12 protein-coding genes and 1 pseudogene are annotated in these 15,445 nt (G+C 34.5%); 8 read left to right on the top strand and 5 right to left on the bottom strand.

Annotated features, from left to right (window positions below; all coding sequences use genetic code 11):
• Positions 1-202 precede the first annotated feature (202 nt).
• Positions 203-1,381: an NlpC/P60 family protein gene (locus tag AP058_RS10320; RefSeq protein WP_369815145.1), complete on the top strand. Its 1,179-nt coding sequence runs from the start codon at positions 203-205 to the stop codon at positions 1,379-1,381.
• A 1,281-nt stretch (positions 1,382-2,662) separates the two neighbouring features.
• On the opposite strand, the gene AP058_RS16905 is transcribed toward AP058_RS10320, so the two are convergent.
• A complete protein-coding gene (locus AP058_RS16905; RefSeq protein ID WP_157492689.1) occupies positions 2,663-2,824 on the bottom strand; it encodes a hypothetical protein in 162 nt (53 codons plus the stop codon).
• 54 nt (positions 2,825-2,878) lie between these two features.
• On the opposite strand from AP058_RS16905, the pseudogene AP058_RS10315 reads away from it, so the two are divergent.
• Positions 2,879-3,715: pseudogene (locus AP058_RS10315) on the top strand (APC family permease); the annotation flags it as partial.
• Between the two features lie 60 nt (positions 3,716-3,775).
• Here AP058_RS10315 and AP058_RS10310 read toward each other — a convergent pair.
• Both AP058_RS10310 and AP058_RS10305 read right to left on the bottom strand, forming a co-directional pair.
• Positions 3,776-4,306: a hypothetical protein gene (locus tag AP058_RS10310; protein ID WP_066310141.1), complete on the bottom strand. Its 531-nt coding sequence runs from the start codon at positions 4,304-4,306 to the stop codon at positions 3,776-3,778.
• Between the two features lie 165 nt (positions 4,307-4,471).
• Positions 4,472-5,005 (bottom strand): hypothetical protein, encoded by a 534-nt coding sequence (locus AP058_RS10305; RefSeq protein ID WP_066311113.1) that lies wholly within the window; start codon positions 5,003-5,005, stop codon positions 4,472-4,474.
• Between the two features lie 168 nt (positions 5,006-5,173).
• Between AP058_RS10305 and AP058_RS10300 the strand changes: the two genes are divergently transcribed.
• The 3 genes from AP058_RS10300 to AP058_RS10290 all read left to right on the top strand — a co-directional run bounded on the left by AP058_RS10300 (position 5,174) and on the right by AP058_RS10290 (position 8,868).
• Positions 5,174-6,571, top strand: coding sequence for an MATE family efflux transporter (locus tag AP058_RS10300; RefSeq protein ID WP_066310138.1), 1,398 nt, complete (start codon positions 5,174-5,176; stop codon positions 6,569-6,571).
• Positions 6,572-6,590: 19 nt separating this feature from the next.
• On the top strand, positions 6,591-6,821 hold the full coding sequence (locus tag AP058_RS10295) for a hypothetical protein (RefSeq protein ID WP_066310136.1): 231 nt from the start codon (positions 6,591-6,593) through the stop codon (positions 6,819-6,821).
• 106 nt (positions 6,822-6,927) lie between these two features.
• The gene (locus AP058_RS10290; protein ID WP_066310134.1) at positions 6,928-8,868 is read left to right on the top strand and encodes an LTA synthase family protein; all 1,941 of its coding nucleotides are present in this window, start codon (positions 6,928-6,930) and stop codon (positions 8,866-8,868) included.
• 120 nt (positions 8,869-8,988) lie between these two features.
• On the opposite strand, the gene meaB is transcribed toward AP058_RS10290, so the two are convergent.
• Positions 8,989-10,086, bottom strand: a complete 1,098-nt coding sequence (meaB, locus tag AP058_RS10285) for a methylmalonyl Co-A mutase-associated GTPase MeaB (RefSeq protein WP_066310128.1) — start codon at positions 10,084-10,086, stop codon at positions 8,989-8,991.
• Between the two features lie 111 nt (positions 10,087-10,197).
• Here meaB and AP058_RS10280 point away from each other — a divergent pair, with 111 nt between their 5' ends.
• From AP058_RS10280 to AP058_RS10270, 3 genes are all read left to right on the top strand, one after another.
• Complete coding sequence (locus AP058_RS10280; RefSeq protein WP_066310125.1) at positions 10,198-11,112, top strand: AEC family transporter; 915 nt, start codon at positions 10,198-10,200, stop codon at positions 11,110-11,112.
• 17 nt (positions 11,113-11,129) lie between these two features.
• Entirely contained in the window at positions 11,130-12,350 is a 1,221-nt protein-coding gene (locus AP058_RS10275; protein WP_066310122.1) for an MFS transporter, read from the top strand.
• Positions 12,351-12,434: 84 nt separating this feature from the next.
• Positions 12,435-13,073, top strand: a complete 639-nt coding sequence (locus AP058_RS10270; RefSeq protein WP_066310120.1) for a peroxiredoxin — start codon at positions 12,435-12,437, stop codon at positions 13,071-13,073.
• A 99-nt stretch (positions 13,074-13,172) separates the two neighbouring features.
• Here AP058_RS10270 and AP058_RS10265 read toward each other — a convergent pair whose 3' ends face one another.
• On the bottom strand, positions 13,173-15,410 hold the full coding sequence (locus AP058_RS10265) for a cation:proton antiporter (RefSeq protein ID WP_066310118.1): 2,238 nt from the start codon (positions 15,408-15,410) through the stop codon (positions 13,173-13,175).
• Between the last annotated feature and the right edge of the window lie 35 nt (positions 15,411-15,445).

Here is a 15,445-nt window from a genome sequence, read left to right as displayed (position 1 = left end):
TCAGATTTTATAACTATCAACGCGCTGTGAAAATGGCGCGTTTTTTATTGTTTTTAATTTGAGCAAAAACAGATGTTAAAAAACTGGGTGTTATTATTATAAAAAGTTAAATTCGCAAACATAATAGTTTTCGATATTTTTCGTTTCGATAGTAAGACGAATTTCGAATGAGTAGTTAAAGGAGAAGTAACGAAAGGAAGTAATGATGGGATTTAAATTATTTTTAGGATTGTTTTTTTGTAGTATTTTGGCTTTTTCTCAAGAAAAGTACACCAAGCACGTAATATCAAAAGGAGAAAGTGTTTATCAAATAGCAAAAAAATATAATGTCAAGCCACAGGAGATTTTAGACGCAAATCCTAAAACTAGTGCTGTTTTAAAATTAAATTCAGTTTTGTTAATTCCTAATCTGGCAAATACTGTGATCGCTGTCAGCGAAGCAAAAAAAACAAGCATACACGAAGTCCAACAAAAACAGACATTATACGGAATTGCAAAAGAATATAATGTAAGTGTTGCTGATTTACAAAAAGCAAATCCACTTATCGAAAGTGAAAACTTAAAAGCAGGACAAGAGCTTATAATTCCAAATCAAGAAAATAAGAGTGTTGCTGAAAACCCTCAGTTAACAAAGCCTCAAATCTCAAGTAAACCTGCTGCCTCAAAGCTTGAAGCTGTATTAGAGACTCCAATAGCTGCCGAACCAGCGATAGTTAAAAGTTTTACGCACGAAGTTTTACCTAAAGAAACAAAGTACGGAATAGCAAGACAATATGGTATCTCGGTTGCCGAATTGGACAAACTAAATCCTGGAGTAAAAAATGCATTACGCGTTGGGCAAAAAGTGAGTATTGTTACAAGTAAAGAAGTGCAGATTCCTACTCAAGATTCTCCAAATAAAATAAATGCATTTCAAGTTCTTGCAGAAAATGATAATGTAATAAAAGATGCAAACGCGTCTATGTATACGTACGATGGCGATTTTGTGAATCAATTAATTTCGACTGCATCTGACAATATAGGAACGCGTTATCGCACTGGCGGAACGTCTAAATCAGGCTTTGATTGTTCTGGCTTAATGATGACCACTTTTGGTAATTTTGATATAAAATTACCTAGAACTTCTGTAGAGCAATCGCATTATGGAACCAAGATTGATTCGGATGAAGCGCAAAAAGGAGATTTGATTTTCTTTAAAACTAACGGCCGTCGTCAAATAAATCATGTCGGAATGGTTGTAGAAGTGAACGATGGAGAGATCAAATTTATTCATGCTTCGGTAAGTAGCGGAGTAATAATCTCCTCTACAAAGGAATCTTACTACGAGAAAAAAATCGCACAAGTAAACCGCGTTTTAAGTCAAAGAAGTCAAATTAGATAAAACTTTCACTGCTAAGCATAATTTTTAAGTGGAGCACTTTCTTCAGTTTATCTTAAAAATTTTCTCAAACATAAATAGAAATCAGGACATCGATTTTAGTGTCTAATTCGACAATTAAAAGTAGCAATGCATTTGCAAGATGTACCCGCGACCGATTCTCTTAAACTTTGTGTTTTTTCTTATTATGTAAAAGTCTTATAAAGAAATTATGATGGAGCGGGGCATAATCAGGATATTATTCACTTTTATTAAATCCAATTGTTCAGAAAACAAGCTAAACCTTTCGACGAAATCCAATTCATTGATTTGATGTCTTAAACTGATATTTTCTAGGTGCTTAATTATTAATTTTAATTGTTCTACCCATTTATCATCTAGCGAACTGGATTTTAACTTCTGAAAGGAAACTACAAACTAGACAAGATTATTTCTAAATTGGATGTAGTATTTACCAACTATTTTTAGAAAATACCGATGCATTTGCAAAAGCGGTGAAGAAAGCAGTTTGCACTAAATTTTGTTCGGTAAAGATTGCTATCAGTCGAATTCGTTTGGTTTTTTCGATAATTTGATCGATTTTCTGCTTGATTTTTTTGGGAATTAAAGTAGAGTCCGTTTCCTGAAAGAATGTAACTGCAATTTCTTCATAAATTAAATATTGATTTACATCCTCAATAAAAAACCACTCTTTTTATCGTTATGCTTTTCTTCGTTTACAGATAGCAGAACCACATAGACTAAGCTATGATATTGATTGAGAAATACATTAAATGAACCTCTATTATTTGCTGTAAATAAATTGACTCATTCGGTTGACTCTTGTTCGATATTTAAATTTTTGTCCAACTGTACAAGACAGGATAGGAGCGTTTTATATTTAACTATTATTTAATGTTTCGATTTGAAACATATACAAAGTAGGTAAGTACAAGGAATTGTGGTCATAAGAGTATAAATGAACAATATAATTAATGTTTTTTAAGAAGAATAATAGAAAGAACGGTTGTTATTTTGTGATCGTAACGATAGTTCGGTTACGGTACGGAATCAAAGCCACTAGCAATAATAACGACGATTAATACACTAACTGCTTCGTAATAATCGATGCCGTACCGAATTTGATTTTGTGAATTTATCGAATTGATGAGCATTTTGTCTGCCGCTTTTTTAGCATAGGTTGTCGTGGTTCCATACTCTAGTAAAATTGCTTCACACTGTTTTAGCTTTTCAAGAGTGCTAATAGAGTCATATGAAATGTTATTTTGAAAAGTATTGTAATGTTTACTCTGTCTGAACTAATTTTTTATAACACTCTAATTCTAATTTTTGGTTGGTTTGTTCGGCTTTGGATACATTAATTTTAGAGCTGTTGACTTTAGTAATTTCTTTCAAACTTTCGACCTTTGTTTTCCAAACTTGCCATTGCGCTTTGGCATTTATCAAGGCATTTATCGGTCACAGTGTATTGATTTTTAGTTCTCATTTTTTAAAGTTTTTCTAAGTGCCATGTTTCCAAAAGCGGGCGGGCAATAGGTGTGTCTTCAAGAAGCTTACAATAAATTAATTGCTTTTTTGTATGGATGGAGCTTCTGTGCTGTCATTCAAACGGGTACAATTGCGGCTGTTGGTGTGGCATTTTCTAATTTTTCTGCTTATTTGTACGAGCCACTTGGCGAACAAAATATCTTATTTAGCATTGCTTCTTTTCAAATTAATGCAGCCCAAGTTTTAGCCATTGTGATGATTGTAATTTTGACCAACATTATGTACCTCGCAGTAGTTCCTTTTGATGCTATTGCCACAGCAAAATACGATAGAGTAGCGGTAGTAGTAGCCGATAGCATTTTTGGAAATATCAGAACTTTAATTATCGCTATAATCTTCATGATTTCAACCTTTGCCTGTAACAATGGTCTGATTATGGCCAGAGCACGAGTATATTATACGATGGCACAAGATGGTTTATTCTTTAAAAAAGCTGCTGATTTAAACCGCTCAAATGTACCTGCTTGGGCATTGTGGTTGCAGTGTGTTTTGGCGTCTGCATTGTGTTTGACAGCAACGTACGGTGCGCTTTTAGATTTTGTCATTATTATCGTTTACATTTTTTATATTTTAACCATTTACGGGATCTTTATTTTACGCAAGAAAAGTCCAAATTTAGAGCGACCGTATACAGCATTTGGTTATGCTTTTATACCGATGATTTATATTGTTTTCTCCACCGCACTTTGCATCGCGTTATTGCTTACTGAATTTTCAACTTGTGGTTGGGGAGTTTTAATTATGCTTAGTGGAATTCCAATTTACTATTTAACGAAATCAAAAGTTTAGGAAAAACAAAAGGCCTCTCAAACAATTTTTGAGAGGCCTTTTTATATTGATTATGTTTACTTACAATTTAAACCCGTAAGCTAATCTTAATGCAACTTGGTTCGTATGAAAATCAGGTAAATCTTCGTATCGAACACTTACATCTACATATTTATTTGCGTAACCAATTCCTGGTGCCCATAAAAAAGTAGTTTTATTATTTCCTTCAGTAACGCCAAATCCAGCACCTACTTCTCCTAAAAGGTAAAAACTGTCTTCCCAAACAAAAGCTTTAAAACCGGCCTTAGCTGGAATAAATCCTAAGTCTTTCACTTTTACTCCATCAACTTTATCGTTGTTAAAAAGATTAGTATAACCAGTTGTCAATGTCAAGGACGTTTTTTTAGATAAATCGTATTGTAAACGAACATCACCACCTAAAGCCCAATTGTAATCTCCATCTGTTGGAACTCCACCATTAAGTCCAACTCCTAAACGGAATCCTTGATCGTAGTTTCTAGCTTCTGTAGCTGTTTGAGCTTGAGTACTTGAGGTAATAAAAAGTGCGCAAACCGCTATTGCTACTGTGTTGATTTTTGTTGTAATTTTCATTTTCTAATTTTTTGAGTTTGTAATGATGCAAATGTAAACGGTGCATATTGCTATATTCTTATAGAATTTTTCATAATTATTACATAAATGTTAGTTCTAACATTATTGCAAGGCATAAAAAAAAGCACCAGTATGGTGCTTTAGCATTGAAAGGAGAAAAAGTCTTTATATCTTAAAACTATAAGCAACTCTGAAAATAATTTGATTACTCTCAAAAGCCGATAAACTCTCATATCTAATACTTAAATCATAAGCAGATGGTGTAATGTATCCGATAGTAGGCGCCCATAAAAATCCAACACCATTATAACCATTCGTTGTAGCGACTCCCATTCCAGTTTCGCCTAATAAATAAATTTTACCAGTCTGTACAAAAGTTTTAAATCCTGCTTTTAACGGGATGTATCCTAATGCTTTAGCATCGCCATCAAAAGTATAATTGTAACCAAAGGATAAAGTAGCCGCGTTTTTTTTAGAAAAATAATACTGTAAACCAGCTTCGGCCCCAACAAGCCAATTGAAGTTTTTTGTGGTAGAAAAACCTAGATTTCCACCGTATTCAAAGCGCAAATGCGGTTCAAATTTTTTAACTTCCCCTTCGTTTTCAAGAAAAGTCTTTTTTTGAGCAAATACATTGGGAGTACACATCAAAATAAAAAGTAGTAAAGAGACTATTGTTAATTTTTTTGCTTGTTTCATAAATAAAATAGTTTTTAAATAAAGACTGTAAGTATTTCTGTTGTAGGCTATTACTTTATTTTGTTGCTTGTAATAGTATAAAAAAAAATTAAAAGTAGTATATAATATCAATAATGCAATAGAATTGCTGCGTTCTAATTATCTTTGCCGACCTAAAATACCCTCAAATTGAATTTATCGCAATACACCAAAGAGTTCTCGTATAATCTAAAATTAGCCTATCCCATTATTTTAGGAATGGTCGGGCATACCGTTGTCGGAATTGTAGATAATATAATGGTCGGACAATTGGGCCCAACCGAATTAGCAGCCGTCTCTTTAGGAAATAGCTTTGTATTTGTGGCCATGTCTATTGGTATCGGATTTTCAACTGCAATTACACCTTTAGTTGCCGAAGCCGACGGTAAGAAAGACATTGCCAACGGAAGAAGTGCGTTTCATCATGGATTGTATTTGTGTAGTATTTTAGGAATCGCTTTATTTTTATTAATTTTCTTTTCAAAGCCACTTATTTCATTAATGGGACAACCTGACGACGTGGTCGAAATGGCAAAACCTTATTTGGATATTGTTGGATTTTCTTTGATTCCGATGATTATGTATCAAGCCTATAAGCAATTTGCAGATGGGTTAAGCGAGACTAAATATTCAATGTGGGCAACTATTTTGTGCAACATAACCAACATAATTATCAATTACTTTTTAATTTACGGGATATGGATTTTTCCAAAAATGGGAATTATTGGGGCTGCAATCGGTACGATCGCCTCGCGCTTTGTGCTTTTGGGTTTTATGCATTATATGATGCAACTGAAACCAAAATTCCACCCTTACTTTAAAAATTTTAGTTTCAAAGAAATAAATAAAAATGTAACTCGGAAGATTATTAATTTAGGAACACCATCGGCCTTACAAATGTTTTTTGAAGTGGCTTTGTTTACCGGTGCTATATGGTTGTGCGGAATGGTTGGAATTACCAGTCAAGCAGCCAATCAAATTGCATTGAGTTTAGCATCGCTTACCTTTATGGTTGCCATGGGATTAAGCGTGACCGCAATGATTCGCGTAGGAAACCAAAAAGGTTTGGGAGATTACGTTAAGTTGCGACGTGTTGCGTTCTCGATTTATTTGCAAGCCATTATTTTAGAAATTATTTTTGCAATCATATTCATTGCCTTTCACAACCAGATGCCCAAACTTTTTGTAGATTTGAGCGATGTTGAGAACCTTGCTAAAAACAGTGAAGTTATGGTTATTGCCTCGCAACTTTTATTGGTTGCTGCTATTTTTCAAATTTCAGACGGAATTCAAGTGGTCGTTTTGGGTGCTTTGCGTGGATTACAGGACGTAAAAATTCCGATGTATGTAACTTTTCTAGCTTATTGGGTAGTTGGTTTTCCAATTTCAATTTATTTAGGATTGTATACAGAGCTTAAAGCAGTTGGAGTTTGGATTGGATTATTGGCTGGTTTAACTACCGCTGCCATATTTTTATATTGGAGATTTGATAGACTTACCAAACAATTAATAAAAAATCAAACAGTTTCTACGTCGGTTATCGAATAGAGACTTTAATATTTATACTATGGAATTACCAAAATTTTTACTTGGAGACAATACCGATTTTCCTGAAGATATTTTCATCATTCATTTGGATTATCCGCGGTTTATTATCAATCTTAAAGATGATGAGGTTGAGTTTTTAGAAGATGCAGAAGATCTGGATGAAGCAGAATTAAATGCCGAAATGGAAGGATTGATAGAGTTAGCCAATAGCTTTTACGATCGTGAAATGGAACTTTACGAGAAAGAATAAACGTGTTCAAAATACGTTAATAAAGTGCTGATACATTTTGCTTACCGATTCGTAAAGCAAAATGTATCGGCTTTTTTACTTTTAGATATTTTATTTTTTTACTTAAATGAGAAAGTTAGCTTACTTAAAACCTGTTCTTAATTTCATAGTAATCGGTTTGTTGATCACCACATTAAGCCGTTTATTTTTGTTCTTTGCTTTTAAGGAACGCGTGATAGAAACTGAAAATTTCTGGTATATTTTTCCAATCGGATTACGAATGGACTTGATTTTACTTTGCTATCTCGTTTTGCTTCCAGCACTGCTTGTTACTTTTGTACCTAATAAATGGATCAAGTTTGTCAATTCATTCGTAGTGGGGTATAGCTTTTTATTCCTAATGCTGCTCTTGTTTGTCGAATTGGCAACTCCCGATTTTGTGCAACAATACGATACGCGACCAAATAAAATTTTCTTAGACTATCTTATTTATCCAAAAGAGGTGGTTGGTATGTTACTTAAAAGTTATCTCACCTCAATTATTTTCACTCTTTTAATTTTAGCTTTAGTACTTTTCTTAGCGATCAAAAAAGGAAAATTTTTGTTTCAGACAACTGTTGCTCCCTATAAAACTAAACTAATTTTATTTCCGTTAGTTGCTTTTCTGCTGTTTTTTGGGGCACGTTCTAGTTTAGTTTCTAAACGACCAATAAATGCAAGTAGCGCTGTTTTTTCTACCGACCAACTGACCAATTGTTTGGGGCTAAATTCACTGTATACTGTTGCATTTGCGGCTTATTCTATGAAAAACGAAGGAGACAGCAAGATGTATGGCAAGATGGAAGAAACTGAAGCCATTGCGCGTGTTAAGAAATATATGAACGTCGCAAATGTGCATTTTAATGATCCTGAAATTCCGTTTTTACACGTTCAAAAAGCAGATTCTCTTCGAAATAAACCCTATAACCTAGTGATCTTTTTGCAAGAAAGTTTAGGTGCAGAATATGTTGGTATTTTAGGAGGCAAACCTTTGACGCCAGAGTTTGATAAATTGTCAAACGAAGGATTATTATTTACCAACTTGTACTGTACAGGAACGCGAAGTGTAAGAGGAATAGAAGCGGTTGTTACCGGATTTTTACCGTCCCCGTCAGAGAGCGTTGTAAAATTAGGCAATTCGCAACAAGGCTTTTTTACTGTAGCGGAAGCGTTGAAACAGAAAGGATATGATACCAGTTTCATTTATGGCGGACTATCAAATTTTGACAATATGGCTTCGTTCTTTAACGGTAATGGGTTCGAAAATATTATCGATCAAGACGATTTAGATAGCGATGGAAAAAAATATGCATTTAAAGGAACGTGGGGATATTCAGATGAAGATTTAGTGATAAAAGCGAATGATTACTTTAAAAAGCAAGGAGATAAACCTTTTTTCTCCTTAATGTTTTCGACCAGTAATCACGAACCTTTTGAATATCCTGCGGGTCGATTTAAACCGTATGATACAAAACCAGCAACCGTTAACAATGCAATGAAGTATGCCGATTTTGCAATTGGTAAGTTTTTTGAAATGGCCAAAAAAGAAGCCTATTTTAAGAATACTATTTTTATCGTAATTGCCGATCATAATACCAGAACCTATGGTAAAAACCTAGTGCCTATTCATAAGTTTCATATTCCGGCTTTAATCATTGGACCTAATGTTCCTAAAGGGAAAAGCTATGATAAGTTGGCATCTCAAATTGATATTCCGCCAACATTATTAAGTTATTTAGGAATAGATATTGAAAACCCGATGGTAGGCCGAAATTTGAATGACATGTCTGCGACCATAAAAGGAAGAAGTATTATGCAGTTCAATGACATCAACGCTTTTAGAGTCGAAAATCAAGTAGTTATTATGCAGCCTAATTTAAAACCCTTGCAATTTGAAATTAAAAACGACACCACTTTGGTTCCCGTAACTTTAGATCAAGAATTAGCCAAAGATGCACTAGCACATGTAATAACCGCTGGAAATTTATATAAAAAACGGAATTATACATTACCAAAAGTTAAAAAGTAAACTTTTAGGTTTAAAGTGAAAGGGAGAAAGGTGCGTAGGAAGAAAGTTGTATCAGAGTCCTAGAAGTTAAATGTTCACTTTCCAAAATGACCTCTTTGTTACCTTGTAACTTTTTTAAAATTACTTTATATCTTTCTCAAAATAGAACGACAACAATTCGTGAGCTGCTTCAAAAGGTGATTTTTCATTATTTTGAACAGCTGTTTTGTTGCTTTCAATTTGATCGATCATATTCGGATTGTTATAAAATTGAGACTGCAATTGCTCATTAATCGTCTCGAACATCCAAAACTGATTTTGGCTTTGACGCTTTTCGTCAAAAAAAGAAGTACTTTTCACTAAGTCAAAATATGAGGTAAGCGTTTCCCAAACTTCTGGAATTCCCTCAGTAGTGATAGCGCTGCACGTACTTACTTTTGGAATCCAGCCTGAAGATTTGGCAGGAAATAAATGCAAAGCTCTGTTGAATTCTACTTTCGCAAGCTTTGCTTTTTTAATATTATCACCATCTGCTTTGTTAATCACAATCGCGTCGGCCATTTCCATGATGCCCCGTTTGATGCCTTGTAATTCATCTCCTGCACCTGCAATTTTAAGGAGTAAAAAGAAATCGACCATACTGTGCACCGCAGTTTCACTCTGTCCTACGCCAACGGTTTCAATAACAATGGTATCAAAACCCGCCGCTTCGCATAAAATTATAGTTTCTCTTGTTTTTCGGGCAACTCCACCTAAAGTTGTTCCAGAAGCGCTCGGTCGAATAAAGGCGTTGGGATCTTTTACTAATTCTTCCATTCGGGTTTTATCGCCAAGAATACTCCCTTTAGAAAATGAACTACTAGGATCAACAGCAAGAACGGCTACGTTTTTCCCGAGCGAGGTCAAATATTTACCAAAAGATTCAATAAAGGTACTTTTTCCAACACCAGGAACACCTGTTATTCCAATGCGAAGAGATTTATTTGAATGAGGCAAACAGCCGTTAATTACTTCATTAGCTTTTTCAAAATGAATAGAGTTTGTACTTTCAATTAAAGTTATAGCGCGACTTAGAGCAGTGCGATTTTTGTTTAAAATGCCAGAAATTAATTCAGCTGCAGCAGGTTGTTTTCGTCTGAATTTCTGAATGGTAGCAATACTTTTGTCACTGGTCATTTCGGGAGACGAAATTCCAGCTTTTTCATTTAAAGCGCTTTTTTGTGAAGGGGTGGCTTTCAAAATAAATTGTTTTGAACTGTAAAAGTAATCAAAACAAAAACAGTTTCAAAAGTACAGAAATAGCTTTGCTGAAAAATAGCAAATTGTAGTACTTTAGCCTTTTTTACTTAAATGAAAAACATAATAATCATTTTTGTCAGTTTATTTCTGGGAATTGCGTGTCAGTTTGTTGGGAGATTTCCAAAAGAAATTTATAAAACGTTAAACAAAATTGTTCTATACTTTTGTTTACCTGCTTTGTCATTATATTTCATTCCAAAAATAGTATGGCAAAACGAATTATTATATCCCATTGGTGCGGCTTGGATTAGTTTTGCCCTATCAATTATCTTTTTTGCTTCAATAGGATCTTATTTCCGATGGTCTAAAAAACTCACGGGTTGCCTTATTATAACGGGAGGTTTTAGTAATACCTCTTTTCTTGGCTTTCCAATAATTGAAGCTTTGTACGGTAAGCCAGGATTAGAAACTGCTATTTTAGTTGATCAACCTGGTGGCTTTGTGGCCATGTCTACTTTGGGAATTCTAGTCGCTATTTTTTATTCTTCAGGCAGTACAACTGCTACTTTGATTGCGAAGAAAATTTTACTTTTCCCTCCGTTTATTACTTTCTGCATTGCCGTTTTGATGAATGTATTTGAGTATGATTTTCTTGATAACATTCAATTTGGACTGCTAAAAGTGGGCAGTTTAGTTACTCCTTTAGCTCTATTTTCAATTGGACTCCAACTTAGTTTTGATCGTAAAAGCAAGCATTTTAAATTTTTAACACTTGGTTTAGTTTTTAAACTGATCCTAATGCCTTTATTTTTACTCGTTTTATATGTTTTTATTTTAAAGCAAAAAGGATTGCAAATTGAGGTATCAATTATGGAAATGGCTATGGCTCCAATGATTACAGCCAGCATATTAGCATCTGCGTACGGATTGAAACCGAAATTATGCAGTTTAATGATTGGTGTTGGAATACCGCTCTCCTTTATAACGTTATTTTTCTGGTGTATTATACTTAATTTCGTGAAATAATTATTTTTAGGACTCTTATGAATTCATCTACAGCTACCGTTAAAATTGACAACGGTACATTAGCTCAAAAAACTGTTTATTCCGTTTTATTTTCTATCGCATTTGCACATTTGCTGAACGATTTGATGCAGTCCGTCGTTCCGTCAATTTATCCAATTTTAAAGGAAAGTTTTAGCTTGAGTTTTACGCAAATCGGATTAATAACTTTCGTTTTTCAACTCACAGCTTCTTTATTACAACCTTTTGTTGGTTTGTACACCGATAAAAAGCCATTGCCGTATTCGCTTGTTTATGCAATGGTTTTTACTATTGTAGGATTGAGCTTATTGTCTATTGCTACATCATTTTATATGCTGTTGGCCTCCGTAGCATTTATTGGCATTGGCTCGTCTATTTTTCATCCAGAGGCTTCTCGCGTTGCCTTTTTAGGTTCTGGTGGTAAACGCGGTTTAGCACAATCTATCTTTCAGTTGGGAGGAAATGCTGGTAGTGCTATTGGTCCTTTGCTGGTTGCATTGGTTGTTGCGCCTTACGGTAAATCGTATGTAATTTGGTTTGTAATTACCGGCTTTATCGGAATTGCTCTTTTGTCGAGAGTGGCTTTATGGTATCAAAATCATCTGAGCTTGCGTGCAGCTAATAAATCAAGTTTTGAGGAAGATAAAGTGGAGTTGTCTAACAAACAAATTACGATTGCCATTATTGTTTTATTAACTTTAATTTTCTCTAAGTTTTTTTACATGACTAGTATGACTAGTTATTTTACTTTTTATTTAATTAGCAAATTTGGGGTAAGCATTCAAGATTCTCAATTTTATTTGTTCTTGTTTTTGGCTTCTGTTGCTGCAGGAACTTTAATAGGAGGCCCGTTGGGTGATCATTTTGGAAGGAAATATATTATTTGGTTTTCTATATTAGGCGCCGCTCCGTTTACGCTTTTATTGCCACACGCTAACTTATTTTGGACTGCAGTTTTAGCGGTTGTTATTGGTGTAATAATTGCATCTGCATTTTCGGCTATTTTAGTTTTTGCACAAGAACTAAAACCAGGAAAAGTTGGAATGATTTCGGGCTTGTTCTTTGGATTTGCTTTTGGAATGGCAGGATTAGGTTCGGCTATTCTAGGATATGTAGCCGATCAAACGAGTATTGAATATGTGTATCAGCTAAGTGCTTATCTTCCTTTAATTGGTGTTCTAGCTTATTTTTTACCTAATTTGAGAAAGAAAAAGAATTAGAGTTAGATGGGATTTTTCGCTTTATTTTAGATATTCTCCGTAATTTTTTGATTAACTTTAGGGGAATTTAAAAACTATACAATCATGTCAACATTACGTTTAGGGGATATTGCTCCCGATTTTGAAGCTGTAACAACACAAGGAAAAATTAAATTTCACGAATGGTTAGGTGATTCTTGGGGAGTTCTTTTTTCGCATCCAGCTGATTTCACACCCGTTTGTACCACAGAATTAGGAACAGTAGCCAACTATTATCCTGAGTTTGTGAAAAGAAATACTAAAGTTATCGCATTAAGTGTCGATGGTTTACAATCGCATTTAGATTGGATTAAAGATATTAATGAGACTCAAAATACAGTTGTTAATTATCCTATAATTGCCGACGAAGATAAGAAAGTAGCAAATTTGTATGATATGATTCATCCAAATGCAAATGATACTTTTACAGTTCGCTCAGTTTTTGTTATTGGTAATGACAAGAAAATTAAATTGATTTTAACTTATCCGGCTTCAACAGGTAGAAACTTTGATGAAATTTTACGTATAATTGATAGCTTGCAGTTAACAGCTAATTACAGCGTGGCAACTCCAGCGAACTGGAAAGATGGTGAAGATGTAGTTATCTCGCCAGCAATTAAAGACGAAGATATTCCGACTAAATTTCCAAAAGGACATACGCCTATCAAACCGTACTTGCGCATGACGCCACAACCAAATAAATAAATTTTTTATTTTTGTAACTTGTCTCAGCTCTTCTCATTCAACTATTTTATTTTAAATAGGCAGCGAGGAAAGTTGAGACATTTTTTTGTCTCTCTTGACTTATACTTTCTTGGTATATTGCGCAATAAGTTTTTTATCGCCAACGATCCATAAAATATCATTTTTTTCTAAAACGACATCCGATTCTGGATTTAAAAGTCTTTTTCCATTTCGTTCGATTCCAACAACTAAGCCATTGGTTTTAGAGCGCATATGGCTAATATTTTTTCCAACAAATTCTTGCTCATCGAGTTCTAATTGTCGCAAAACAATATCACTTTTTTCTTTTATTTCAGGTACTTCAATTTCATTCTGGTTCAAATAGTCTCTAAACTCATCTACTTGTTTGTCTGTTCCAATGATACAGATTTCATCACCAGGAAAAAGTCTTTCATTTTTACTCGGAATTTTGATCGTTATGTCTCCTCTTTTAATGAAAGCAATATTGACTCCCATCTGTTCTCTCATTTTTAATTCTAGCAACGTTTTGCCCGCTAAGTTTGATTCTTTTGCAATTCCAAAAGTGGTCATATGTCCGTCCCAAGGCGTTAAATTGGCGTAACGTCTGTCAATTTTAGCAATCTCACGATCGTGAAAGTTTCTTAAAAAGTGACTTTCAATTTTATGGTACTGTTCGTGTAATTTCTTCGGGAAAAATTGATAAAACGCAATTGCAATTACGAGCGCTACAAAAGAAACCAATGGAGAAAAGAAAATATTAAGTAAAAAACCAATGTAAAATATTCCGAGTCCAATTCTAAATAAAAACATCATTGTAATTGGTCCTCTGTATTTACGCTCTCTCCACAGCGTCTCTACTTCTCTTACAGAAACGCGTCTTAGCGATAGCGCCCATAAAAACGGCGAAATTGCAATTAGCGTAACGATCGCTGCAATGCTATTTCCAAAGCGAATGTTTGCTACTAAAGGGACTAGATATTTAGAAGAAAGCAATATGATTGCTAATATAATAATAGTATGCAGTATAATTTGAGTCAGATACGATCGAATTACAATTTGCCAGATACTAACCGATTTAATGGCTTGCGTGTTGGTGCTATAGCGACTGATGTTTTTAAGCCATTTTCGCGGCAACTTTCGTTCTAAAAACTCAGAAAATGGTAAGGCAGCCTTGATCATAAAAGGAGTTGTGAAAGTAGTAATAGCAGATACAGCGACCACAATTGGATATAAAAATGAACTCGTTACATGCAAGGTCATTCCTAAAGTCGCAATGATAAATGAGAATTCTCCAATTTGTGCTAAACTCATTCCCGTTTGCACGGATTGTTTTAATGGTTGCCCTGATATTAATGCACCTATAGTTGAACTAAACGATTGGCCAAAAATAGTAACTACAGTTAAAATAAGTACTGGAAGCCAATGTTCAGCCAACATCTCTGGATCAATTAACATACCAACCGAAACAAAGAAAATAGCACCAAATAAATCCTTTACTGGCTTTATTAAATGTTCAATGTGTTCTGCTTGCGTAGTTTCAGCAATAATGGAGCCCATTATAAAAGCACCTAGTGCAGGAGAAAAACCGACATTTGCAGCCAAAATTACCATCGTTAAACAAAGCGCTAAGGAGATGATCAGCAACATCTCGTCTGTCAATAAATGTTTCGTTTTTTTAAGAAGTGTCGGAATAAAAAAGATTCCACCTACGAACCACGCTGTCAAGAAAAAGATCAATTTTAAAAATGAAAATAACAATTCACTACCCGAAAATTGCTGACTTACGGCCAATGTTGAAAGCAAAACCATCAGCAAAATGGCCACAATATCTTGTACGATCAGTGATCCAATTACGATACCTGCAAACTTTTGTGCCTTCACACCGAGTTCATCAAAGGTTTTTAAAATAATAGTTGTAGAGGAAATGGATAAAATAACTCCCAAGAAGATACTGTCCATCGACGACCAATCCATCCATTGACCGACGAGATACCCAATTAGTATCATGGTTATTATTTGGGTCAGCGCAGTAATGGAGGCAGTTCCACCAACTTTCATGAGCTTTTTAAAACTAAATTCGAGCCCGAGACTAAATAATAGAATAATTACACCAATTTCGGCCCAAGTTTCTACACTTTTAATATCAGAAACAGAAGGAAAAAAGTCAAAATTATTACCCGCCAAAAAACCAGCAATTAGATAGCCTAAAACTAAAGGCTGTTTCATTTTTTTAAACAATAAAACAGCAATCCCTGCGGTCATTAAGATTAACCCCAGGTCAGTTATTAACGGTTTTAAATGTGTGGTGGCTTCGGCCGCAGCGAATAAAGAAATCATAGATTAAATGGTTTTTTTGGCAAAAAAAGCTATCG

This window comes from Flavobacterium sp. TAB 87, from assembly GCF_001529295.1.
GTDB lineage: Bacteria > Bacteroidota > Bacteroidia > Flavobacteriales > Flavobacteriaceae > Flavobacterium.
The sequence above is the reverse complement of the archived record's forward strand: the minus strand, read 5'-3'. Positions and strand labels throughout refer to the sequence as shown.

Bases quoted from the DNA above. Each gene is read 5' to 3' on its own strand.
- AP058_RS10280 (WP_066310125.1), top strand. From the start codon at position 10,198: ATGAAAAACATAATAATCATTTTTGTCAGTTTATTTCTGGGAATTGCG.
- AP058_RS10310 (WP_066310141.1), bottom strand. From the start codon at position 4,306: ATGAAAATTACAACAAAAATCAACACAGTAGCAATAGCGGTTTGCGCA.
- AP058_RS10295 (WP_066310136.1), top strand. From the start codon at position 6,591: ATGGAATTACCAAAATTTTTACTTGGAGACAATACCGATTTTCCTGAA.
- AP058_RS10265 (WP_066310118.1), bottom strand. From the start codon at position 15,410: ATGATTTCTTTATTCGCTGCGGCCGAAGCCACCACACATTTAAAACCG.
- AP058_RS10320 (WP_369815145.1), top strand. From the start codon at position 203: ATGATGGGATTTAAATTATTTTTAGGATTGTTTTTTTGTAGTATTTTG.
- AP058_RS10275 (WP_066310122.1), top strand. From the start codon at position 11,130: ATGAATTCATCTACAGCTACCGTTAAAATTGACAACGGTACATTAGCT.
- AP058_RS10305 (WP_066311113.1), bottom strand. From the start codon at position 5,005: ATGAAACAAGCAAAAAAATTAACAATAGTCTCTTTACTACTTTTTATT.
- AP058_RS10290 (WP_066310134.1), top strand. From the start codon at position 6,928: ATGAGAAAGTTAGCTTACTTAAAACCTGTTCTTAATTTCATAGTAATC.
- AP058_RS10270 (WP_066310120.1), top strand. From the start codon at position 12,435: ATGTCAACATTACGTTTAGGGGATATTGCTCCCGATTTTGAAGCTGTA.